The organism is Candidatus Villigracilis vicinus (assembly GCF_016702885.1).
GTDB lineage: Bacteria > Chloroflexota > Anaerolineae > Anaerolineales > Villigracilaceae > Villigracilis > Villigracilis vicinus.
Genome location: NZ_JADJDD010000025.1, coordinates 327,740 through 351,129, shown reverse-complemented (window position 1 = coordinate 351,129; position 23,390 = coordinate 327,740). Strand labels below are relative to the sequence as shown.

The window sequence follows — 23,390 nt, the reverse complement described above, 5'->3', positions numbered from 1 at the left end:
GGCGATTCTCCTGATGAGCGGATACGAACTGGCTAAATTTTACTTGCAAGGTTGGAATTATCAATTTACAAAAAAGATAAGATAAAGATATATAGGCATTTTTAAACCATGCCAATTCGGTAGATGTTTGGATGAGCAGATACAAAAACATCCCCGAGATTTTTTTCGTGTCTCGGGGATGTTTTATTGTTACTTTTGGTTTTTTTCTTTTTTCTCTTCTTCGGCAAGGGCTTTGATCACAGAGATTACAGCTGATTTGCGCTTGGGGTCTTGAATTTGACTAAGGTGATGGATTGCTTCTTCGATCACTCCCTCATTTTCAGGCACTTCGGGAAGCAGCCCCGCAACCCGGTAAACTTTTTCTACGGGAACTTTGAACGCGCGTGCGATGGCTTCCAGTGTTGCAGGACGCGGGGTTGCTGAATGTCCATTCAACAATTTGTTGATGACGGCTCGATTCAGGTCGGCATACCGTGCAAGGTCTGCTTGCGACCATTCCCGTTTGTCCATCTCCTTCATGAGCCATTCTTTGAATTTTTGATGTCTACCCACAGCAGTCATAGTTTTATAATTTTGGCACAATACATGTTTCTGTTGGGAGCGATATTGTTTCTTAATAGAAACATCTGTGCGTTTAAAAATACGGCAAATAGGATTATTTACCTTGATGGTGGGGGGGATTTTGTTCAGTGATAGAAGGTCTGTAATTTGGATATCCACCCTGTTTATAGCCAAATTATATACCCAAAATATAAAAGTTCTTAATAGAAATAGTTCCGTCCAGCCTGAGGGGGGCAGGCTGGACGGAACTAACCAATATTTTAACAAAAAAGTTTCTTTTCGTCAACATATTGTATCGAAAAAGAAACAACCAATTTTAGAAGTTACCCCTGCATTAATATGACCTTTTTGATTTCGCAGCATATAAACTCGCATCAGCAAGTGAAATGAGTTCTTCGATATGACTGCTGTCTGTTGGGTAGGTCGCAATTCCGATAGAGAAACTGATCGGTATTTTTTTATTTTTCGATGTAATGGATAGTTCTTTTGCGCGATTTTCCCATTGCTGGGTGCATTGCCGGGCAGTTTCAGAAGAGGCATTATGAAGGATGACCAGGAATTCATCTCCACCATAACGACATGCAATATCTTCGGCGCGTATTCTCTCTTTGAGTAAATTCCCCGCCTGTTTGATGGCTTCATCGCCCATGATGTGTCCGTAACCATCGTTTATCTTTTTGAGATCGTTCATATCCACCATGACTACGCTAAATGCTTGCCCATCCCTTGCGGCACGGGCATGTTCCTGTTTAAGTGCCTCTTCCATATAACGCCGGTTGTATAATCCGGTAAGCGGATCTTGAATCGCTTGTTCGTGCAGGATCATTTGCAGCTTTTCAATCTCTGTCAGTTGTTGACGTAATTTTTCGTTCATATCATTAAGCTGATCTGCAATGTGTTTGCGTTCAGTAACATCTCGGGTAACTGCGATAAATGCCAGCGGTACTCCAGATTTATTCTTGATTAATGCTGCGCTCAGTTCGGCAGGAAAGGTAGTGCCGTCTTTACGCAGGAGATTAAACTCGATATTTCTAAGGATCCCATCTGCACGGGTCATGCTCATGGATTGAACCGCTTTTGAGATTTCATTAAAGGGAAAGAGGCTAAAAGCACTATTTCCTAAAAATTCTTCTGGCGAGTCGTACCCATGAATGACAGCAGTTTGTTTGTTGGCGAAAATATAATTACCTAGCATGTCTGTAATTGCTATGGAGTCTGGGGATGTTTCCATGACAGCATGATAGATTAAACTGCTGATCTGTGTGTCTTCGTGAGTTGTTCCATTCTCGCGAAAAAAGTTATAGCGCCAGTACGTGGAAAGATAAATACCAACTAGTCCGATCGCCCATAACCCAATATGAGATACGATACTGTTCTGAATCCAAATTTCCTCAATCAAATAGCTGGTAAAAAGAAGGAGGGTCCAACCAGTTATAATCTGGATAAAAAACGCCCGTTTAAATAGGGTGTTGAAATTAGTATCTTTCATATTTAACCTTGAGTCTTTTTTTGATTATATGCGATTTGCCGATTGTGTTCTTGTTTTATTTCGGTGTATTTTTATGGTCATAGTTTAGTTTTTTTAAGATTCCTTCATTCTGATGAAACCTTACCTAGTTCCTTTGACCGAAATTCGCCGCGAGCAGATGGTGATCAATTCGCGCTTCATTGCCACGCTCGCGCCTGCTTTTTCTATCGACGAAGCTCGCGCCTTCATGAAGAGAATTCGAGAAGAATTCGCGGATGCGAGCCATAACGTCCCCATTTATATCATTGGCGGCGGAAACACCGTGACCGAATATTTTTCTGACGACGGCGAACCAAGTGGTACATCCGGCAAGCCTGCGTTGACCGTTCTGCGTGGCAGTGGACTTGGCGATGCGGTTTTGGTCATCACCCGCTATTTTGGCGGGACATTGCTTGGCACAGGCGGATTGGTGAAAGCCTACACCGAGGCAGCACAATCGGTTGTCAATGTTGTGGAGCGGGGACGGCGCGTCCCCGTCCATGTGGCAATGATGGCGATCCCGTATAACTTGCTGGAACGGGTGCGTTTGTTTGTTTCAAAAAATCAGGGGAAGGTCTTGGGTGAAGATTACACGGGGGATATTACATTGACGCTGCAATTCCCTGTGGACAATTTTGAAGTATTTCAAAAAGACATGCGCGAAATTTCTGCGGGAAAAATTCAGGCAGAAGTGATCGAGACGAAGGAAGAGATCGTGAAAGTGTAGCAGGATGTCATGCTGAGCGTAGCGAAGCATCTCTACGATTATCTAAGAGTCCCTTCGCTATTGCTCATATCGTCCCGATGTCCTTCGGGAGGGTGACATTTTTACGGTCTACTCGCTTTCTCCACCAAATACACAATGGACACATAATCCTTCCCCGTTGCTTCTTTCATGCCGATCTCACAGGTGATGTTAGAGGAATAATAACCGTCGTAATCCCTTTTGAGGATTTCGGCGGTTTCTTTTTCAGTGGCGGATGCGGTCAGTTCGGGGTGAGTCAATCCGCGGTCACCGGCAAAGGCACAGCAGCCGAGGGCAAACGGGACAACGGCGTTCTTGGCACACTGTTTTGCAATGGCAAACATTTTTGCATCAAGGTTAAGTTTGCGGGCGGAGCAGTTGGGGTGCAGGATGACTTCTTCATCCACGGGATGGATTTCTAATTTGGGCAAAACGTGGTCGTGTAGAAATTCCACGCCGTCGAGGATGGTGAGTTGATTCCAGATTTCCTTGTCTTCGGGCGTGAGGTCATCGCCGCAGGTTTTGAGCGTGTGCGTGCAGGAGGTGGTGTCGATGACGATGGGATATTTTCCATGCTCAGACCAGTCCCACATTTGCGTGAGGGTTTTGTGCAAGGCTGCTTGGTATGCGGATTTGTATCCCTTGGAGGAGAAGGGCATTCCGCAGCAGTGACCGGCAGCATTGGCGGGGATGTGGAGGTTGATATTGGCGCGGTTGGCAATGGTTATGAAGGTTTCGGCGAGTGATTGGTAATTAGTAATTGGTAATTGTGGGGTTCCCAGTTGACGGGAGATGCAGGAGGGGAAATAGATGAATTCTTTTTCATCACGGAGGTCACGGAGGACACTGAGTTTTTTGGGAGAGTGCGGGATGGATTTATTCCATTTCGGTAGTCTTGAGCCTGTCACTTTTTCAGCGATAACCGAAATGGACTTGACTCCATTCACGCCAATAATTTTTTCAGCAGTGTGACCAAGTGAAACGCCAACCCCAACCAATTTTTCCACTACGCCAAAATTCTCTACAACCCACTCCGCCGACTTATTACTTTTTACTTCTTCCGCTCTTAATCGTTTTATAAACTTCCCCGTATCAATCCCCACTGGGCAAGCTGTTCCGCAGAGACCGTCAAGGGCGCAGGTGTCTATTCCAGCGTAGGTGAAATCTTTCGAAACAGAATCAATTTCGGCTGAGTCTGAGGCGGCGAGGCGCATAGAGGCGAGTTCTCTTTGGACGACTATGCGCTGTCTGGGAGTCAGAGTCAGCCTGCGGCTAGGGCACTTCGACTCGCAAAATCCACATTCGATGCATTTGTCAATTTCAGGTGCGACGAGCGCGAGGCTTTTCAAGTGAGTCACGTGCGCTTGCGGGTTGTCATTGATGAGCACGCCGGGGTTGAGCATGCCATCGGGGTCGAGCAGCGATTTGAGGTCGCGCATGATGGCGTATGCCTCGGCGCCCCATTCGGTTTCGACGAACGGCGCCATGTTACGCCCCGTGCCGTGTTCGGCTTTGAGCGAGCCATCATATTTTCCGCTGACGATGCCCACCATCTCGCGCAGAAATTTATCGAAGAACTGAATTTGCTCTGGCGTGTCAAACGCCTGATTGACGAGAAAATGCAAATTGCCATCCTTCGCGTGCCCGAAGATGACGCCCTCGGTGTAGCCGAAATCATCGAAGAGATGGCGCAGGTCAGTGACGGCGTCGGCGAGATGCTGAACGGGAAAGGCAACATCTTCATTGACAGAGGTCGTGCCGCGCGGACGCATCGCGCCAACCGATGCGATGATGCCTTTGCGCGGTTTCCACAACGCCGCTTGCGCGATGGGGTCATCGGTGAAGTTGACATCGTGAATCAATTTGAGTTCGTGGATGACGCGCCCCGCCTCTTTCTTAAACTGGAGCATGGTCTCTGAATCTGACGCTTGATACTCGGCGAGAATTGCGGTTGCGCCCGCGGGCAATTCTTTGAGAATGGCAGGCACGCCCGGCAAATGCTCCACCGAACGCAGCGACTCTCTATCCATCACTTCCACCGCGCGCGCACCTGATTGCTTGATGGGATATACCGCCGCCGCCGCGTCGCGGATGTTTTTGAAGTACATCTGCCCCGTGTATTTGTAGGTGTAATCGGGCAAGGTGTGGAGCACGCCCTCGGCGATGAATCCGAGCGTGCCTTCGGAGCCGATGAGCAGGTGGATGAGAATATCAAGCGGATGCTCGAAATCAAGAAAGGCGTTGAGCAGGTAGCCGTTGTTATTCTTCATCTGATAACGACGGCGAATTTTTTCTGCGAGAGTTTCGTTTTTATATTTTGCGTTTGAATTCAGAATTCTCTGCTTGAGTTCAAGCAGACCTTTAGCGATGTGCGGCTGTTCATTTTCAAAAATCTTGTGCGCATCGGGGCGGGACGTATCAAGGACGAATCCATTCGGTAACACAAACGTCATCGAGTGGATGGTCTTGTAGGAATTCTCTGTCGTGCCGCAGCACATACCGCTGGAATTATTGGCAAGGATGCCGCCCATCATGCACGCGTCAATGGACGCAGGGTCGGGGCCGATACGCCGTCCATGCGGTTTGAGCACGTTGTTGATGAACCCACCTACAATGCCAGGCTGAAAACGAATTTTGCCCGCATTTTCTTCTACACTGTAATCCCCCCAATGCTTGGAAATATCTACAAGAATGCCATCCGTCACCGCTTGCCCGGAGAGACTCGTCCCTGCCGCGCGGAAGGTCATTGGGATTCTATTCTGCTGGCTGAATTGAAACAGCGCCTGAATCTCGCCGATGGAATTCGGCTGCACCACCGCCTGTGGCACCAGCCGAAAATACGAGGCGTCGTTGGCGTAGGCAATGCGGTCAATGAGACGGTCACGAATGCGCGAGGCGGGGAGGATGGCGGCTAGGGAAGGTGTCATTGGGGATTTCCAGAGGATAAATTATCTTTAAGAGTATTTTACAACTTCTTCATAATCTTTTCGCATTTTTACCACCCGAAAAAGCGCTAATTCTATAAAATTTGAAAAGGTCGCTTTCAGAGCGACTGGAAATTTTATATTGGAGATAAAATGTCTAACTCAAATCGAACAAAACTTCTTCTGGATATTGCGCTCTTTGTGGCGTTCCTCATTACGATGGATCCGCGTTTCAGCGGACTTGCCATTCATGAATGGCTTTCGATCGCTGCTGCAGCAACGGTGATTGTGCATTTGCTGTTGAGTTGGTCTTGGATCGTGAACGTCACCAGACGTTTTTTTGCCAAGGCAACCAATGGTGCACGTGTCAATTATGTCCTCAATTGGCTGCTCTTCATCGACGGCATCCTGATCATGCTTTCAGGAATTATGATTTCAGAGTCAGCAATGCCTGCTTTGGGGATCGTTCTGCCGATGAACTTTGCGTGGCGCAGGCTGCATGACATGTCTGCCAACCTCTCGCTCCTTATCATGGGTGTACACCTCGCCATGCATTGGACTTGGATCGTGACCACTTTCAAGCGGGTGTTCCTAAGCGGCGGAAAGACACAACAAACTGCCATGATTGCTGAGGAGGCATAAAGATGAAAACACTCTTTCGAGTTCTCGTGCTCGTTGTCATTGCCACTCTGATTGGAGGGCTGATGTATGTTGGGGTGAATGCCGCCGGTACATCAAATGTACAGTCTTTTGAGGGAGGAAGCCCACAATTTCAAGAAGGTGGAGAGCAATTCCGCCCGGAACGTGAAGAGCATGGCGAACGCGGCGAAGGTGGGTTTCGTTTCCCAGGCGGTATGATAAAGGCTGGGGTTCTAATGACCTTTGCAGGTGGAATTTATTATGCCACTACCTGGACTGGGAAGAAGGTAAAGAAACTCACCACGTCGTAATTTTTTCACCTTACCAAAGATGCCTGATGATCATTGATCTTTCAGGCATCTTTTCATTTAATAAAATCCCTTAATCCCTTGTAAATGCATCAATAACGTTTATCTAGTGTTCCAAAAGCGTACGGTTCCATCTCTGGACCCCGTGATCAGGGTTTTACCGTCACTGACAAAGATGATACGTTCCACACCCCCGTTATGAGCCTTTAATTCTCCGTAAGAGAAGCCATTGCCGGATCCCCATACTTTGATCAGCCCTTCTGCATCCCCTGTGAGTAGAATTGCGCCATTGATGGAGTAAGCAAGGCTTTCGATACCCAGTTGTTCTGTTTCCATTTCTACAAGAACATCTCCCAGGATCAGACGCCGTACATTAAGTTTGGAAAAATCCGCAGTGGCGAAGGTTTGCCCATCCGGCGAAATCAGGCTGAGGATGGTAAAGGTGTTCTCTTTCAACCCATAGAGCTGTTTCCATTTGGTTGTCTCCCAAAGTTTGATCTCACCTTCTTGTGTACTGCCTAATAAATATGCATTATCAGCAGAAAAGGACACGGTTAAGACCTGTCCACTGTTATCTTTAATGATCTGGATCATTTTCGCTTCGTCTGTCATGTCCCAGATACGAATGGTTTTATCTTCAGAACCGGAAGCGAGAAACATTCCGTTTGAAGAAAATTCAAGATCGTTGATGTCGCCACTGTGATCTTCCAATTTGAAGGCTTCGACACCATCTCCTGAATTCCAAATATGAATGCTGTTGTCTTCAAAGCCGGCGGCAAGCCAAACTCCATCCGGTGAGTAGGCAAGGCAGGTTGGGGAACTATCTACTGTGTTCAATGTGCGGATCAGTTCCTGACTGGCGGCATTCCACATGGAAATATTGCCATTTTCGTAGGCGGTAACCAGGACGTTCCCATCAGGCGAGAGGATCATATCGTTGATCCTGTCACTATATTCATGAGTGGATACAAACCGCGTTTGACTGGCGATATCCCAAATGGTCAATGTGCCATCATCGGCTCCGGATACTATGCTGTTACCAGCGGGGGTAACGGCAAGCGTGTGGACATATCCCGTCTGCTCAATAAACGTATGCGTGACAATACTGGTTTCGATCTCTATAACGGAAAGACTCGAACCAATGCGGGCAACTATATTTTTCCCATCCGGCGTGAAAATAATCCGACTTGCGCCGCCTTCCTCGCCTTGTATGGTTTTGGTCTCCTGCCAATCTTGGGTGCTCCAAAGGCTAACCAAGGATTCGACGCTGTCTTTTTTCTTGGAGTATACCGCCCCGGATACAACAAGGATGCTGCCATCTGGCGAGAAGTTCAGGTTTAGGGCAGGAGCACCTTCAAAAAGCAGTTCCTTGATCAAGATGCCGCTCTGGGCATCCCAAATTCTTACAGCTCCCTCAAGGATTGCGGTACTTGCGAGCAGTTTTCCATCTGCAGAAATGGCAAGTCCTTGAATGGATGTTTCAGATGCCTTGATGGTTGTGCGCAGCTCTCCGCTTGCAATATCCCAAATATGAATGGAACCATCCCCATGCCCGGCGATCAGGAGCTGACCCTCGGGAGAAAACGTGACGTTGTGCATCTCATCGGCTGTAACACGGATCGAGCCATTCTCACTTGGCGCTGCAAACGTCTTGATCAATTCGCTGGTGGACGTATCCCATAAACTGACCGAACCATCGGGCAGCCAGGCGGCAACGCTCTTTCCATCTGGAGAATACGCCAGACTGGCGATCCACTGATCTGTTGCAAATTCGGCAATGATTTCAAGTGTCTCTGCGTTGTGAAGCCGGATTCCTGTTGAAGACGCCACTGCAATCAGCGAACCATCTGGGGAATAAACGATCTGCCCAATGACCCCTTTGCCTAGTTTATGAATTTCCTTGATCTGGCTTGTGTTATTGAGATCAAGTGCAGCCGGGGTGGGGGTAGGCGTTTGAGATGGTGGAATTGTGGCGCTTGGTTTTGGGGTAAGGGTTGGCGGGCGAGTGGAAGTAACCGTGACAGTGTTTGTTGGGATGATCGGGCTTGGTTGAGGGGGAGGTGTAAATGGGTTGAGCCCAGGGACGAGGAACAATGCAGCCACCAGTGCGGCAATCACCCCCAACACAAGAAACCAAATACAACCAACGATGAATTCAAGGCGGACGGAAGTTTTTTTACCGACTATTGGTTGTTCATTCACAATATGCACTCCACATACATTATTTTTTTAGAGATTGTATGTGGTTGTGAGGGTGTTGTCAAATAGATGGGAAAAATAGCCGATTACGCTTGTGGCAATTCAATGATCACCAGCAAGCCCCTGCCTTTTTCACCTTCTGCCCAGATGCGCCCTTTGTGCATTTCCACAATGGACTTGGCAATGGCAAGCCCCAAGCCAGAGCCGCCATCATCACGAGTGCGGGATGCGTCTACACGGTAGAAACGATCGAACAGGTGTTGCGCTTCTTCTGGAGTGACACCCTCGCCGCTATCTTTAACGGAAAGCTGGATTCGCTTTTCTGTGAGCTTTGTTTTCAGTTCCACGCTTCCGCCTTCGGGGGTGTGGCGTAGGGCGTTGTCGAGGATATTATTGAGGACTTGAGTGAAGCGCCCAGGGTCAAGATTCACTGTCAGAATACCGGGAGCCGCTTCGAGATTAAGGGCGATGCGTTGTTGATTGAATAGGGTCAGGTAATGAGCGTGAACATCCCTCATGAGGACGTTCACATCCACAGATTGGAAATCAACGGATAATTCACCGGCATCCGCAAGCGATAATGTGCGCAGGTCATTGACAAGGTGTTCGAGCCTTTCGGCTTCTTCACGAATGATCTCGAAATTCTCGCGATTTGGTTTGAGAACGCCATCCTTCACACCTTCGGCGTGCCCAAGGATGAGGCTTAGCGGCGTGCGCAGTTCATGGGCAATATCGGCGGTCATTTGCTTGCGTAAGTTGAATGAACGTGCAAGGTCAGCGCTCATTTTATTGAAGGATTGCGTCAACTCGCCAATCTCATCTCGTGAACGTACCGGCACTTGCTGACCGAGATTTCCATCTGCCATGTTGTGTGTGGCTTTGGTAAGTTCCTGAATGGGTCGTGAAATGCTGCGAGAGAGCAGCACACCAAGGAAAAGCGCCAGAATCAGTGTTGCGAAGGCACTTAGAAAAATAGAACCATTCAGGCGGCGCAGGAATTCGTAATCGAGCGGGCTGCGTTGATTGGGAGAAGTGGGAAGTAGGAGTACACCGACGGTATTGTTATCGACCTGAATAGGGAATCCATTCTCGAGATCTTCTTCATTGCAGGGCTCGCCTTTGGTGTAACCGTTTCCCGCAACGATGATGTTACCCTGTGTGTCTGAAATGGAAAAATAAAGTGGGTGTGGTTCACTGTTCTTGTCTGGTTCGTGTCCATACCGTTGGAATTCGTTCTCAACGCCATCCCAGGTTTGATTGTTGCGGTAATACCTTGCGAGTTCCTCGGCAAGTTCGCTTTGATAACGGTCATCCATAAAGCGCTCAAACTCACGGTTGGCAAGGATACGGGAAGACAACACGATAATGCCCGTGCTGAAAATGCTGACCAGTAAGAATGCGAGGATGAGTTTGGTAGAAAGTTTCATATTGGAGATGGATGCTGGCGTTGAACGATCAACGTCTGTTATTGACTTTGTTTTAAGACTTTCTTAGGCGGTAGCCCACACCGTATACCGTTTCGATGCGGTTGGGTTTACGCGGGTCTTCTTCCACTTTGGCACGCAGGTTTTTGATATGCGTATCGATGGTGCGCTCGTAGCCCTCATAGCGGACACCCTGAATGACATCCAGGAGGTCGAGCCGTGAGAAGACTTTTCCCGGGTTGGTCATGAGTGCAGCGAGCAGGTCAAATTCGGAGGGGGTTAGATCTGCATGACGTTCACCGATCTGAACATCGCGTGTTTCATGGTCCAGGGTAATATCCAGTACTTTTAAGGCTTTGCCTTTGGGTTCATTTTTTCCGGCGCGGCGCAGTACATTGCGGACGCGTGCCATCAGTTCACGTGGCTTGAAAGGTTTGGTCACATAATCATCTGCGCCGAGCTCAAGCCCGATGATCTTGTCGTCATCTTCCACTTTTGCGGTCAACATGATGATGGGGGTATCGCTTTCGGCACGGCGGGCGTTCATAAAATCATACCCGTTCATCTCGGGCATCATAATGTCGAGTACAACCAGGTCGGGGTTTTCTTTGCGGGCGACGTCCAATGCTTCGCGCCCATTATATGCGGTGGCAACGCGATAGCCCTCCTGCTCTAAATAGCTTTTTAGAAGGGAGACCATACGTCTTTCATCGTCAACGATAAGGATGGTTTGCGGCATGGATAAGATTATCCCATAGATGCTGTGAAGAAATTGTGGGGGTTACGTGAAAGAAGAGCCCCCGCCTCATAACAGGCGGGGGCTCTTCTTTTCATTATCAGAGGTGGATCACGCCTCGTCTTTTTTCTCTTCGGCTTCCACGTCTGCTTCTACAGCTTCTACAGGTTCAGGTTCTGCGCTGGCTGCCTGGCTTGCATTGACGTTAACCACCCGCCAGCCGCTGCGCTTGACAAGGGTGTAGCCCAGCCAAACCAGCCCGCCGAGCACTGCCAGTCGGAGCAGTCCGAATAACGGAGAGAAGAAGGAGAATCCATCACGACCACGTGAGGAATTACGCCCACTGAAATCGTGACCCTGTTCCGATGTCTGTCCTTTAAAGCTGTGTCCATGACCGGAACTACGCATGTTGGAATTACCGTCCATCATGCTGCCGTCGCCACCGCGGCTATGCTGGAACATAAGCATTGCCCCATCGGCAGTTAAGTTCGCACCTTGTGCCACGCCAACGCGGAAGCCCGCAAACCCGACGCCTGCCAGAACGATCACGGTCAGTAAAGTGGTGATGATCCAACGGACCCATTTATTAGTTTTCATGTTTACCTCCAATTTGTAAACTTGAGTCTATTCTCCCATGCGGGTATTTCGATGGAGTGGAGGAAATGTGTGGAAGTTGTGGGGAGGGGGTGTTGCCATCACGCATCACGGAAAATGCCTCCCTAAATCCGTGATGCGTGAATTTATTTATTCGTATGCCAGTGTGTCTCTTACTGTCAGGCGCGAGGCGCGCCGTGCGGGCAGGGCGCTGGCGAGCGTACCCAGCACGATGGTGAAGATCAGCCAGGCGATGACACCCGTCGCGCCGTAGACGACGGGCATGGGGGCGGTCAGGATCGCCATGCCAACGCCGTAACAAAGCACGTTCGTGATGGGAACGGAGATCAGAATGCTGATCGCCCAACTCAGCAGTCCAATGACCATACCTTCGGTAATGACGATCGCTTGAATGTCGCCGTTGCTGGCGCCAATGGCGCGCATGACGCCGATCTCGCGAGTACGTTCGAGGACGTTGATGCTCATCGTTCCCATCAGCCCCAGCCCGCCAACGATGGCGATCAAGGTTGCCATGACCAGCATAAAATAAACGAGGATATCCGTCTGTGCTTTTTGATCGCGGATGAAATCTGCGCCCAATTGCGTGGATTGGATCTGAATGCCGCGTTGCTTGAATGCTGCCTGGATCTGATCGTTGATGCGTCCCTGGGTGGCAGAGTCGTGCGGGTCAGTAATGATACGCAGTGAATATGCCATTTCCGGCTCGCCGACCAGTACGCTCAAGTATTCATAGTTGACATACAACAGCGGAGGACTGACATTGCCAGTGATGCTGTAGGTACCAACGATGGTCCACTCTGTTTTTTTGCCGTCAATGTCAATGGTTAACGAGTCGCCGACTTTTAGATCGGGATACACTTGTAACAGGTGATTGCCGATCACAATGGCGTTTTCGTCACCCTGTTCCAGCCAGCGACCTGATGTAATGATGGGGTCGATCAGGATCGAGGTCGAAGGCGGCGCAACAAACAAGATCTGCGTTCCGGCATCATCGTCGTTCATTTCGACCGTGCCGGTATATTCCAGCCAGCCTTCGGCGCTCACCACGCCAGGGATGCTTTGCGCGATGCTTGCCACTTTATCAAAGCGATAACCGCGGTCAAAAGAAATATTGATGTCTGCCAGAAAATAACCTTGTATATCTTCAATGGTCTTGTCGAAAGAAGCCCAAAGGTTGTATACCGCAATGAATACCGCGCCGCCCAACACCAGGGTGAACAATGTCAATCCGAGGCGGGTCTTGCGCCGGAACGTGTTGCGCAAGGAAATACGGATCGGGCGCGGGATCAAAACCGAGTTCTGATGGGTTGTCTCTTCTTTTGCTTTGGCGTTCCCGCCCAAGCCGTAATCGCTAAGCGCCTCGCGCACAGTGATGCGTACACTGTTGTAGATCGGTAGCAGCGCAGCCAGAAGCGGAATCACAATGGCTACAAGTACCTGCTGAATAATCGTCGTGCCATAGCCTTTGTAGGGAGCAGCAAAGAAGTTTAACCAAGTTGCCATACCTCCGCCGATGTTTGTTGCGGCTGCATTTGCCAATGGCACTGCAAGGAGAAGAGCGCCGATACCAAAGGCAACGATCAGCGTCATATACATAAAAAAGATCTGTACACCGCTACCGCCAGTTGCTTTCATGATACCGATCTGTCGGGTTTGTTGGGTCATCAACGCCGTGATGGTATTGACGATCAGGAATCCGCTAAGAAGTACGGTTAGATAGCCGAGTATCCCAAGGACAAAGAATACGCCTTGTGTAATGCTATAGGCAAAATGATGACCCGGTTGATAAACGCTGACAAAGAATACCGTTGAACCGGCACGTTCCAGTTTATCTGCCACTGCCTGGGCTACCGCAGTTACATGCTCAGCATCGGTCTGCTTTTCAGCTACGCTGATGGAAAGCCGGTCGTAACCGTCTGTGGTGCCTCCCAGCCATTCAAGCGTGTCGGGTGTCACGTACGCATAAACTTGTTGTGCAAGGTTGTATGGAATACCCGTTACTGCGTGCATATAGCCAGCCAATTTCACTTCGCGCTGCTTACCATCGCCCAGCTCTACAAGGATCATATCGCCAGGTTCGTACCCGAGCGAGACAGCGCTCAGGTCGATGATGGTTTCCTTATCCCCGTAAACCGGAATGCTGAGATCGTCGGGAGCAGGCTTGAGGTAATTCAAGGTCAGGTCTGCCGGGTCTTCTGCTGCAATGAAGATGATCTGCACCATGGTCCCATCTGTGTGGACGATGCGTGCGCTTACACTGGATGTGCCCTCCACGGCTTCCACGCCGGGTATTTCACGCGCCATCTTGACACTCGCATCATCCAGGTCTGAGGCGTACACTTCCGCTTCAGAGGGATTGGCAGAGAGATAGTCACCATCCATACTCTCATTCATGTACAAGCCGAGGTTGCTATTGAATCCGACGGCAAAAGTGCCCACCGCAATCGTGACAATCGTTAATAACGTCCGCCCGCGGTTGCTCCAAAAGTCAGACCAGACTTTTTTCCAACGACTGCTGATCATGACGAGACTCCCCGCCACGACAAATTCTCCCCATTATGTTTGCCAGCCATTTCTTTCAGCGCTTCACGCGTAACGTCGGACTGCTCCAGCAATTCTGCGAGCTTGTCGTACCCGATGGCTAACACTTCCACAGGGCCCGCTTCGGAGGCACGGATGGAGGCGCGATGTTTTTTCTCATGAAAGAATTCCATTTCGCCGAACACTTTTCCGGGTCCGAGTTGAAGCGCGATCACATCCGATTGATTAGGGCGCGGCAGGATGACCTCCACTGTCCCATGCGAGACGATGAAGAACGCATCCGCATTCGTGCCTTCCGAAAGGATCATGGCTCCAGGTTCGAAATTTAGTGCCTTTGCCGATTTAGTTGCCTGCAAGAGTTGAGTGTGCGAAAGTGTTGGCATGGCTTTTGCCACATATTCATTGACGATCTCGCCATCGGCAATGAGGGCTGTGCGATGGGTGCGTTTTGCCATGGCGCTGTCGTGTGTAACGATGATGATGGTCTTGCCTTTATTGACAAGGTTGTTGAACAATGCAAAGACAGACTCCGCTGTTTTTGAATCCAGGTTCCCAGTGGGTTCATCGGCAATGATGACGGGTGGGTCGTTGGCAAGGGCGCGCGCGATCGCAACACGTTGCTGTTGACCGCCGGAAAGCGCCGTGGGGAGTTTATGTGCATGTTCCGCCAGCTCTACAAGTTCCAACAGGTCCATGGCGCGCTGGCGGCGTTCAGATGGGGTGTACATGCGGCAGAAATCCATCGGCAGCATGACGTTTTCGATGACGGAGATCATCGGCAACAGCTGAAAGAACTGGAAGACAACCCCGAGGTTTTTTCCGCGCCAGCGTGCCATTTGGTTTTCGTTCAAACCGTGTACGCCGGTTCCATTGACCCATACTTCACCATTCGAAGGACGGTCGATGCCGGTGATCATATTGAGCAACGTGGTTTTGCCGCTGCCTGACTTGCCGATAATACTGACGAATTCCCCTGCATGAATTTGCAGGTCTACATCACTAAGGGCGTGATAATCACCAATGGCGGTTTTATAGAATTTGTTCACGCTGCGGATGTCGATCATTGGATGGTTATCCGCGCTGCTTGTTTCTGCTTTGGGTTTAAGAAATGTTATAGCCATAAAGATCTCTTTCTCTTGCTCGAAAATCCCGAAGGTGGGGAACGCATTTTGCCTTCAAAGGTTTTCTATTCAAAGGTAACTACGGCGGTCATACCCCAGCGCATGGATGGGTCGAGGTCGGTGAGCAGAATGGTGACTTCATAAACCACGTCACCCTGATTTTCAGAGAAATTCTGACTGACGGCAAGAACATTCCCTTTGAACTCGGAGCCGGGAATGGCATCCAACTTGACCGTTACGGGTTGACCTTCTTTGACATTGACTACATCGATCTCGGTCAGGTCGGTGGTTTTGACGATCCACTTGGATGTATCGGCAATGGTCACAACCGGCGCATTGGTGGTGGCAAATTCGCCGACCTTGAGGTCGAGGTTGGTGACCACGCCTGCATGTGGGGCGCGTAATTCAGCATTGGCAAGTATGGCGCGTAGTCCGGCGGTGTCTAGCGAGAAATCTGCATCTTCAAGGGCGTTGTAGTCTGCCTGGGCGTTTGTCAGCCGCACCTGTGCGTTTTGGAATTTGGATTCAAGGTCAAGCCATTGAATGGCGACACGATAGATCGCCCATGCATTGTCTAGATTTTTTTTCTTGATACGCGGCACGCCGGTCACTGGGCGGTCGTCATTTTCATTCTCTTCCAGCATGGACAAGTGGATTTCCAATTCTTCGGGACTCATTAATGAAGTGTCCACGCTTTTCTCGGCGTATTCGACGAGTTTTGCGTCCAGATGTTTATACGGTTCGAATTCCGCCCGGGCTACGTTGAGTTTCTCAAGGGAATCTGTCACGGCTTCAGTGGGGGTCATCCCATTAAAACGGGCAGGGACATCGAAATCATCAAGTTTGCTTTGAGTGTCTCTGAATTCCTGGTAGGCGGTGGTCAGCTCTTGGGTTGCCTTTGCCTGGGCATCTTCCAGTGTTTGCGAATCGCTTGACTCGACGACTGCAATGACGTCTCCAGCAGCTACTTTATCGCCTTCTTCTATTGAGATGCTGCTGACCAATCCATCAGTATTTAAGGAAACTTCAGTGAATTGGATCGGCTCCAACTTCCTTCGGCGATGATGATGTCACCGGCTTCAACTGTGGGGATGGGGGTGGCTTCTGTTGTCGGAGCAGATGTGCCGCACGCGGCAAGGAATGTGCTGACAAGGATGAGGGTGATAACTATTTTTCTTTTCATATTAGACTTCCTTAGAATGATCTAGTTGATTATTAAGAAATGCAATCAAAAAATATACGCTGTTCTTTACGTATGGTTGCAAAATTTTGTATTTCTTCCGAAATAGCGTACTTCGGCTTGCCCACCCTTCGAGTGTGGTGTTTACTAGTACTGTCAAATGATTACTAATAATAATCTTATAATAGTATCAAATTGTTATTAAGTCAATAGTTTAACATGGAGGATGGATGAATTGTCCCGCAGCTTCGGTATGCTGTGAAGCGAAATTAAATCAATATTTGAAATAGCCCCAGTTGGATTTATGGCAGTGCCTTCTTTTATTAGTCTACCCGGCTCATGCGCAAATTCCCCGCTCCTTGAGAATGGTTTTTAATCATAAAGACCACGCCTGCCGCGTGGTCTTTATGATTTTTATTCTTTATCCAATAGGCGACTGGCTTCTTCATTGAGCCAGCGCCGCCCATCTCGGGCGAGTAGATCGTAAGCTTCAGGGGGACCCCAACTTCCTGGCTTGTACACAGCCAGAGGCGGAGTCTGATGCGTTTCCCATGTTTGGAGGATGGGGTCGATCAGCGACCAGGCTGTTTCCACCTCGTCGGCACGTGTAAAGAGAGAGGCATCGCCTTGCAGGGCATCCAGCAGGAGGCGCTCGTAGGATTCTGGAATGGCAGATTTTCCAAAGGCAGATTCGTAGTGGAATTCCATATCCACGGAACGGGTTTCGTTAACGGTGTCTGGTGCTTTGGCTTCAAAACGCAGATGCACGCCCTCGTCCGGTTGTAGATACAGCACCAGCATATTCGGCTTCATGGTCTGCATCGGAAACATGGTGGTCGGCGGCTCTTTGAATTGGATGATGATCTGGGTCTGTTTTTCTGCGATGTTTTTGCCGGATCGTAAGTAGAAGGGCACACCCTTCCAGCGCCAGTTATTGATGTAAAGACGCAGGGCGGCGTACGTGGGTGTGGTGGATTTGGGGTTGACCTTTTCTTCGTTACGATAGCCTTTGTATTGGGCTCGCACCGTATTCACCGCCACCTGCTCAGGAGTCATTGGCGTGATCGCGCTGAGGACTTTTACCTTTTCGTTTCTCAGGTGGCTCGCACTAAAGGAAGCCGGGGGCTCCATGGCAACCAGGGTTAATATTTGCAGAATATGGTTTTGGAACATGTCGCGCAGAACACCGACGCCATCATAAAAACCGGCGCGGTGCTCCAAGCCGACTTTCTCTGATACGGTGATCTGCACATGGTCGATGTAGTTGCGGTTCCAGATCGGCTCGAAGATGGTGTTGGCAAAACGCGTGAAGAGTATGTTTTGTACAGTCTCTTTGCCGAGATAATGGTCGATGCGATAGATCTGGTTCTCGTGCAACGCTTTATGAACTTGCTTGTTTAATTCCACTGCCGAGGCGAGGTCGGTCCCGAAGGGCTTTTCGAGCACTACGCGTCTCCAGCCGCCATTCTCCACCAACTGACCCGTGGCATCGAGGTTATCGATGATGGCAGGGAAAAGAGTGGGGGGGACTGCCATATAAAATAGACGATTCGCTTCGCCTTCTTCTGAAACGGTGAGCATTTCGGCGAGGTTTTGGAAGTCACTGGTCTCTGTATATTTTCCGGATGTGTAATGCAGGCTGGACGCAAAAACGGTCCATTCTTCGTCGGTGAATTCATACCCGGCAAATTCCTGCATGCCTTTGTGTAAATGTTCGCGGAATTGTTCGTCGGTGAATGCAGTGCCGCCAAAACCGAAGATCTGAAATTTCTTTGGAGTGCGGCGTTTGTGGAAAAGGTTAAAAAGCGAAGGGATCAGTTTCCGTTGAGTCAGGTCGCCGGATGCGCCAAAGATGACGATCGTAGTCAGTAGTCCGTTGTAAAGTGGTGTATTCATAAAATTGACCATTGACGATGGACAACAGACCATGGATTTTTTTCCATGGTCAATGGTCTGTCGTCCGTTGTCTTAATTATTTGGCTTTCTTTATTGCATGTCCACCGAACTGATTACGCAGGGCGGAAAGCATGCGGGCTGGGTAGTTCTCTTCATCGCGGCTGGCGAAGCGCATTTGCAGGGCGAGGGTAATGACAGGGGCAGGTACATCAAGATCAATGGACTCGAAGACCGTCCAGCGACCTTCGCCGGAATCTGCCACCCAGGGTTTGATATCTTTGAGTTCGGTATCTTCATCGAGGGCGTTAGCGGCGAGGTCGAGCAGCCACGAGCGAACGACGCTGCCATGCTGCCAGATGTGCGAAACCTGCGAAAGGTCGAGACCGAATTCCTTTTTACCTTTTAAGATACCAAAGCCTTCAGCAAAGGCTTGCATCATTCCGTATTCGATGCCGTTGTGAACCATCTTCACATAATGACCAGCGCCATGCGGACCGACGCGTCCCCAGCCGAGTTCTTTTCCGGGAGCAAGGGTTTCAAAGATGGGATTCAATTTCTTGGTTACTTCTTCCTTGCCGCCGATCATCAGGCTGTAGCCTTCGGTGATGCCCCAAATGCCGCCACTGGTACCGCAATCCACGAAGTCGATGCCTTTGGCTTCGAGCATTTCGGCATGTTTGATGGTGTCTTTGTAGTTCGAATTACCGCCATCGATAATAATGTCGCCTGGTTTCAATAATGCGGCGACTTTTTCGATAGTTTCGGTGGTGGTGGCTCCAGCCGGAACCATGACCCAAACCGCTTTGGGGGAGGAAGTCAATTTGCTGACCGCTTCTTCCACGGAATATGCGCCTTCAATGCCTTCCTTGACGGCTCCGTCCACAGTCTCTTTTGTGCGGGCGTACCCAATCACGCGATGTCCGCCTTTGGTGAGGCGTTTCGCCATGTTTAAACCCATCTTGCCTAAACCGATCAGTGCTAATTCCATTTTGTAAAACTCCTTTGGTTGTCAGACTTCGAAGTCTTTAAGACTTTGGAAGTCTATTGATTTTAATTTAGTAATTTTCCCGCGGCTTCATCGATCATCCAAACCAGATTTCCATCTTTGGGTTGAATGCGTTGAGCCGGGAGTAGTTCCAAATTCTTTTCACCTTTTATGACGTTGCGTAACGTCTCTGCCTTGCCTGCACCGGTGACCAAAAACCAGATCTCTCTGGCTTGATTGAACACCTTGGGGGTCAAAGAGACGCGGTTGGCAGGACGGTCTTGATACTGCGCAGTGACAGCAATGGTGGATGTTTCGATCTCCACAGGTGAGCCGGGGAAGAGTGAGGCGGTGTGCCCATCGTCGCCCATGCCCAATAAAACCAGATCGAAGCGCGGGAAGTCGAGCGGCGCTTCGGCGAATCCGCTTAGGGTGTGGGCATAAGCTTGGGCAGCAAGAGCAGGCTCAAGTTCCGATTCGACGCGGTGGATGTTTGTTATCCCGATATTGTCGAAGAGGATTTTTTTCGTCTGCCCGTAGGTGTTGCCAGGATCGTCCATAGGGACGCAGCGTTCGTCGCACCAGAAGAAGTGTACAAGGCTCCAGTCCAGCGTTTCTTTGGCGAGCCGTTCAAATAATTTCATTGGCGTACTGCCGCCGGAAAGTGAAACGAGAAAACGTCCGCGCTCGGAAATGGCTCTTTGGGCAGCTTCAATAAATTTATTGGATGCAGAATTGCTTAATTCATCAGGTGTGGAATACGTTAGGATCGTCGTTTGCATGATGTGCTATTTGAGCAGGAAGTAAAAAAGCACATAATTTTCCATGCCCTTGGGGTCTTTCATGGCGTGGACGAAAAAGTTTACGCCATATTGTGGATTAAAAGATTGGTTCATGTTCTTCATCCAACCGGCAAGTGTGTTCTGCATTACTTGAGGGGTATGCATTGTGGTGCTGTGTAGCTGAGCTGAGATGTCAACTTTCACGCCTTTTCCCATTTGCGCAACCAGACCGGCAAAAACCGCATCTTTGGCTGCAAGCCGATCTGAGAACATGCGTGTAAAACCGACCAATTCACTCTGCGGGATCGCAGCCGGTGTAAATGTCATAATGAACACCTGATTAACTACTGCCATGATTGCCTCTCTCTCCATTTTTTCTTTGCGATTTTACACCGAATGAAATAGAATCAGGAACATGATTATCAATTTGAAAAAATTACAGGCGCTTCGCACGCGGACCTTCAACTTGCCTCCACAAAAACGGGTTTCATCTCCCGCCTCAGCTTTGAGCTTTGTGAACAAACGCGGCTTTGTCTATTTCTGGCCCATCAAAGGCATCGACCTGCCTTCCTTGTGGACGGCGGTTGCGGGCGATAGACCTGTTGCAGATAAACACGACGATCCAGGTCATATCACCTGGGGCTGGAAAGATAATGCGCTCGATAAAAAGATCTGGTATTACGGGAAGATTCTACGCGGTAAAGCGACCATGATTTCGCTGGAGATTGCCCCTTATTTTTATGCCTTGTCTGAAAATTATGGCTCCCCTGAAGAAGATTACTTGATTGCCTATCAAGAAGGACGCTTGCCGCAATCTGCAAAACAAGTCTATGAAGCTTTGCTGGATAAAGGTGCCATGAACACACTGGACTTGCGCAAAGAGGCGAAGTTGTCCAATGCCAAAGATTCGGAATTCAATAAGGCGTTGGAATATTTACAACGCGATTTTAAGATATTACCCGTCGGTGTGGCACAGGCGGGCGCATGGAAATATTCGCATATTTATGCAATTACCACCAGCCATTTCCCTGAGCTTGCCGAGCAGGCGCGCAAGATCACCGAATCGCAGGCGCGGATGAAACTAATTGAGTTGTATTTTGATATGGTCGGTGCGGCACAAATCCGCGATGTGCAGAAATTGTTTGGGTGGGGGAATGAGGTCGTGAAGAAATCGGTTAATAAGTTAATGGAGAATGGAGTTTTGATCCCGGCAGAACACCCTAAATCCGCGGGGGAGTGGGTGGCGATTAAAGAAGTTATATAGCTCAAGTTACTACCATGTATCTTTTAGCGGAGTTTGTCGGAATTTTTTAACGCAAAGTCGCTAAGATGCTAAGATTTAAAGTCTTTTCTTTGCGACCTTGCGCCTTTGCGTTAAATTCTTTGACGCAAGCCCTTTAAGTGCAATTTGGGGTATATAAGCAGACCTCGGAGATTTTCCTCTTTCGAAACTTCTCAAAACCTCCGAGGTCTTTTCTAACTGACTGAGATTACTATATTCCCCGTATTCTTCCCAGATTCATAATATCGATGCGCTTCGGCGGTTTCTTCCAGTGAAAACCTCTTATCGATAACGGTCTTGAATTTTCCGGCTTCCACAAGTTCTTTGATGAAATTGAGATTATCGAGAGTTTCAGAAGAAAAAGTACAGATTACTTTTTGCCCGTTGACTTGGACGTCTGTATCATTTGGATTACCTGCTTCATTTTGAAACTGGCATAAAGATGAATGCCTTTAGGGGTAAGTGAGGATTGACTCTTATCAAACGAACTTCTACCGAGAATGTCATAGATCAGGTCGTATTTTTCGCTGTTTTGGGTGAAGTCTTCTTTAGTGTAGTCAATGACCTTGTCCGCACCGAGGGCTTGGACGAATGCCAGTTTATTCGTGCCACAAACGCCAGTCACTTCTGCACCAAAATATTTGGCAAGCTGAACGCCTGCCGAGCCGATGCCGCCCGAAGCGCCGTTGACTAGAACTTTCTGTCCCGGTTGAATATTCATCTTCTTGAGATGACTCAGCGCCGTCAACGCTCCATAAGGAATCAGTGTGGCTTCTTCGAAGCTCATATTGGCAGGCTTGTGGGTGACGAGCCCGCTTTCGGGCATGCAGAGATATTCTGCGTATGCGCCGAATAGTGGTCCGCGATAGCCGAAGACTTCGTCACCGATTTTGAGCCGTTTTACTTCCTTGCCAACGGCTTCGATCACGCCAGAGAATTCACTGCCAAGGACGTATTTTTTCGGTTTGCGTATGCCAAAGTCCATTCGCGCGGGGAGCAGCAGAATACCCGGCATGTTGAATTCTTTAGTTGTTACGCTTCCGAATTTTCGAGCAAGCATGTCTCCATAGTTGACTCGCGTGGCGCGGATGCGGATCAGAATCTCGTTGTCTTTTGGTTCTGGCTTAGCGATCTCTTGTAATTTTAAAACATCTGGGGAGCCATATTCAGTATAGGTAATTGCTTTCATGCTTATTTCCTTTTAGGTAGATTTTTCTTCAGCTTCGTACGAAAACACTTCGGTCAGAGGCAAGCCAAAAGCGAGAGAGAGGCGGAACGCCAATTCCAGCGATGGAGCATATTTTCCACCTTCCAGTGCAATGATGGTTTGGCGCGTCACACCGACTTTTTCCGCCAACTGCTCCTGGGTCATTTCGTTATTTTGGAAGCGCAATTTGCGGATGTTGTTGCGGACTTGTCGCTTCTCCATGTCACAGCCCTCGGCGGTAGAGGGTGATCTGGGTAATATCCCCGACAATCTCAGCAAGGATGCTGAAGACGAAGATCAAGCTGATCATCATCAATGCGGGTTGACCGAAAATGAAGGCAAAGATAGAGATTAGTACACCGACTGAAAAAATGATATATGAAACGCGGATGCCTTTTAGCTCGATCAAGTTATCTCGCTCGTCAGTGATGAAGCGCGGGTCTTCATATTTCTGCGACCGAATAGATTCAATGATCGTAAGCAGGATATTTGTCAAAATACTGCCGATGATGGTGACGAGGATGTTGACACCGATCACGATTGCCCACAAACCATATAACTTTCCCGCGATCCACTCGCCAGATTGGATGATGGGGAACAGGTTGACCAGATAGTAGACCATGATGAATAAATGGCTAACTAACGACACGGTGATGTTTTTCTCTTGGTAGGACATTTTTGCTCCTGTATGCTTTAGTATTCATAATGTAAGCTATAACTTACATTAAGTCAATACTT

The 23,390-nt window shown here is 49.0% G+C and carries 22 protein-coding genes and 1 pseudogene; 4 read left to right on the top strand and 19 right to left on the bottom strand.

What is annotated here, in order from left to right:
* Positions 1-189 precede the first annotated feature (189 nt).
* Positions 190-828: a helix-turn-helix transcriptional regulator gene (locus IPG80_RS17630; protein ID WP_345109631.1), complete on the bottom strand. Its 639-nt coding sequence runs from the start codon at positions 826-828 to the stop codon at positions 190-192.
* Positions 829-895: 67 nt separating this feature from the next.
* The gene (locus tag IPG80_RS17625) at positions 896-2,050 is read right to left on the bottom strand and encodes a sensor domain-containing diguanylate cyclase (protein WP_345109629.1); all 1,155 of its coding nucleotides are present in this window, start codon (positions 2,048-2,050) and stop codon (positions 896-898) included.
* Positions 2,051-2,162: 112 nt separating this feature from the next.
* Here IPG80_RS17625 and IPG80_RS17620 point away from each other — a divergent pair, with 112 nt between their 5' ends.
* Positions 2,163-2,795, top strand: a complete 633-nt coding sequence (locus IPG80_RS17620) for a YigZ family protein (RefSeq protein ID WP_345109627.1) — start codon at positions 2,163-2,165, stop codon at positions 2,793-2,795.
* Between the two features lie 101 nt (positions 2,796-2,896).
* Here the strand turns inward: IPG80_RS17620 and IPG80_RS17615 are convergent, their stop codons facing one another.
* Positions 2,897-5,740: an FAD-binding and (Fe-S)-binding domain-containing protein gene (locus tag IPG80_RS17615; RefSeq protein WP_345109625.1), complete on the bottom strand. Its 2,844-nt coding sequence runs from the start codon at positions 5,738-5,740 to the stop codon at positions 2,897-2,899.
* Between the two features lie 150 nt (positions 5,741-5,890).
* On the opposite strand from IPG80_RS17615, the gene IPG80_RS17610 reads away from it, so the two are divergent.
* Positions 5,891-6,379 (top strand): DUF4405 domain-containing protein, encoded by a 489-nt coding sequence (locus IPG80_RS17610; RefSeq protein WP_345109623.1) that lies wholly within the window; start codon positions 5,891-5,893, stop codon positions 6,377-6,379.
* A 2-nt stretch (positions 6,380-6,381) separates the two neighbouring features.
* Positions 6,382-6,687, top strand: a complete 306-nt coding sequence (locus IPG80_RS17605; RefSeq protein ID WP_345109620.1) for a hypothetical protein — start codon at positions 6,382-6,384, stop codon at positions 6,685-6,687.
* Positions 6,688-6,786: 99 nt separating this feature from the next.
* Here IPG80_RS17605 and IPG80_RS17600 read toward each other — a convergent pair whose 3' ends face one another.
* The 12 genes and pseudogenes from IPG80_RS17600 to IPG80_RS17545 form a co-directional block, all read right to left on the bottom strand.
* On the bottom strand, positions 6,787-8,886 hold the full coding sequence (locus tag IPG80_RS17600; RefSeq protein ID WP_345109617.1) for a WD40 repeat domain-containing protein: 2,100 nt from the start codon (positions 8,884-8,886) through the stop codon (positions 6,787-6,789).
* 83 nt (positions 8,887-8,969) lie between these two features.
* Positions 8,970-10,310, bottom strand: coding sequence for an ATP-binding protein (locus tag IPG80_RS17595; RefSeq protein ID WP_345109614.1), 1,341 nt, complete (start codon positions 10,308-10,310; stop codon positions 8,970-8,972).
* A 52-nt stretch (positions 10,311-10,362) separates the two neighbouring features.
* Positions 10,363-11,046, bottom strand: coding sequence for a response regulator transcription factor (locus IPG80_RS17590; protein ID WP_345109611.1), 684 nt, complete (start codon positions 11,044-11,046; stop codon positions 10,363-10,365).
* A gap of 108 nt (positions 11,047-11,154) precedes the next feature.
* On the bottom strand, positions 11,155-11,640 hold the full coding sequence (locus IPG80_RS17585; protein ID WP_345109608.1) for a hypothetical protein: 486 nt from the start codon (positions 11,638-11,640) through the stop codon (positions 11,155-11,157).
* 147 nt (positions 11,641-11,787) lie between these two features.
* Positions 11,788-14,181 (bottom strand): FtsX-like permease family protein, encoded by a 2,394-nt coding sequence (locus IPG80_RS17580; RefSeq protein ID WP_345109606.1) that lies wholly within the window; start codon positions 14,179-14,181, stop codon positions 11,788-11,790.
* Positions 14,178-15,320 (bottom strand): ATP-binding cassette domain-containing protein, encoded by a 1,143-nt coding sequence (locus IPG80_RS17575; RefSeq protein WP_345109601.1) that lies wholly within the window; start codon positions 15,318-15,320, stop codon positions 14,178-14,180. Before IPG80_RS17575 ends, IPG80_RS17580 begins: the two co-directional genes overlap by 4 nt.
* A gap of 65 nt (positions 15,321-15,385) precedes the next feature.
* Positions 15,386-16,369, bottom strand: coding sequence for an efflux RND transporter periplasmic adaptor subunit (locus IPG80_RS17570; protein ID WP_345109598.1), 984 nt, complete (start codon positions 16,367-16,369; stop codon positions 15,386-15,388).
* Positions 16,336-16,503 (bottom strand): hypothetical protein, encoded by a 168-nt coding sequence (locus IPG80_RS17565; RefSeq protein WP_345109595.1) that lies wholly within the window; start codon positions 16,501-16,503, stop codon positions 16,336-16,338. The genes IPG80_RS17570 and IPG80_RS17565 overlap by 34 nt, the downstream gene beginning before the upstream one ends.
* 411 nt (positions 16,504-16,914) lie before the next feature.
* Entirely contained in the window at positions 16,915-18,396 is a 1,482-nt protein-coding gene (zwf, locus tag IPG80_RS17560; protein WP_345109592.1) for a glucose-6-phosphate dehydrogenase, read from the bottom strand.
* A 76-nt stretch (positions 18,397-18,472) separates the two neighbouring features.
* Positions 18,473-19,387 (bottom strand): annotated as a pseudogene (gnd, locus tag IPG80_RS17555) (phosphogluconate dehydrogenase (NAD(+)-dependent, decarboxylating)); the annotation flags it as partial.
* A gap of 59 nt (positions 19,388-19,446) precedes the next feature.
* Positions 19,447-20,163 (bottom strand): 6-phosphogluconolactonase, encoded by a 717-nt coding sequence (gene pgl, locus IPG80_RS17550; RefSeq protein ID WP_345109589.1) that lies wholly within the window; start codon positions 20,161-20,163, stop codon positions 19,447-19,449.
* A 6-nt stretch (positions 20,164-20,169) separates the two neighbouring features.
* Positions 20,170-20,517, bottom strand: a complete 348-nt coding sequence (locus tag IPG80_RS17545) for a hypothetical protein (protein ID WP_345109587.1) — start codon at positions 20,515-20,517, stop codon at positions 20,170-20,172.
* Between the two features lie 61 nt (positions 20,518-20,578).
* Between IPG80_RS17545 and IPG80_RS17540 the strand changes: the two genes are divergently transcribed.
* Positions 20,579-21,427: a crosslink repair DNA glycosylase YcaQ family protein gene (locus IPG80_RS17540; RefSeq protein ID WP_345109584.1), complete on the top strand. Its 849-nt coding sequence runs from the start codon at positions 20,579-20,581 to the stop codon at positions 21,425-21,427.
* A 212-nt stretch (positions 21,428-21,639) separates the two neighbouring features.
* On the opposite strand, the gene IPG80_RS17535 is transcribed toward IPG80_RS17540, so the two are convergent.
* From IPG80_RS17535 to IPG80_RS17520, 4 genes are read right to left on the bottom strand one after another with little or no spacing between them, the layout of a single operon-like run.
* A complete protein-coding gene (locus IPG80_RS17535; protein ID WP_345109581.1) occupies positions 21,640-21,762 on the bottom strand; it encodes a zinc-binding dehydrogenase in 123 nt (40 codons plus the stop codon).
* A gap of 53 nt (positions 21,763-21,815) precedes the next feature.
* Complete coding sequence (locus tag IPG80_RS17530; RefSeq protein WP_345109578.1) at positions 21,816-22,634, bottom strand: NAD(P)-dependent alcohol dehydrogenase; 819 nt, start codon at positions 22,632-22,634, stop codon at positions 21,816-21,818.
* Between the two features lie 12 nt (positions 22,635-22,646).
* A complete protein-coding gene (locus tag IPG80_RS17525) occupies positions 22,647-22,874 on the bottom strand; it encodes a helix-turn-helix transcriptional regulator (protein WP_345109575.1) in 228 nt (75 codons plus the stop codon).
* Between the two features lies 1 nt (position 22,875).
* Positions 22,876-23,328, bottom strand: a complete 453-nt coding sequence (locus tag IPG80_RS17520; RefSeq protein ID WP_345109572.1) for a hypothetical protein — start codon at positions 23,326-23,328, stop codon at positions 22,876-22,878.
* Positions 23,329-23,390: the final 62 nt, after the last annotated feature.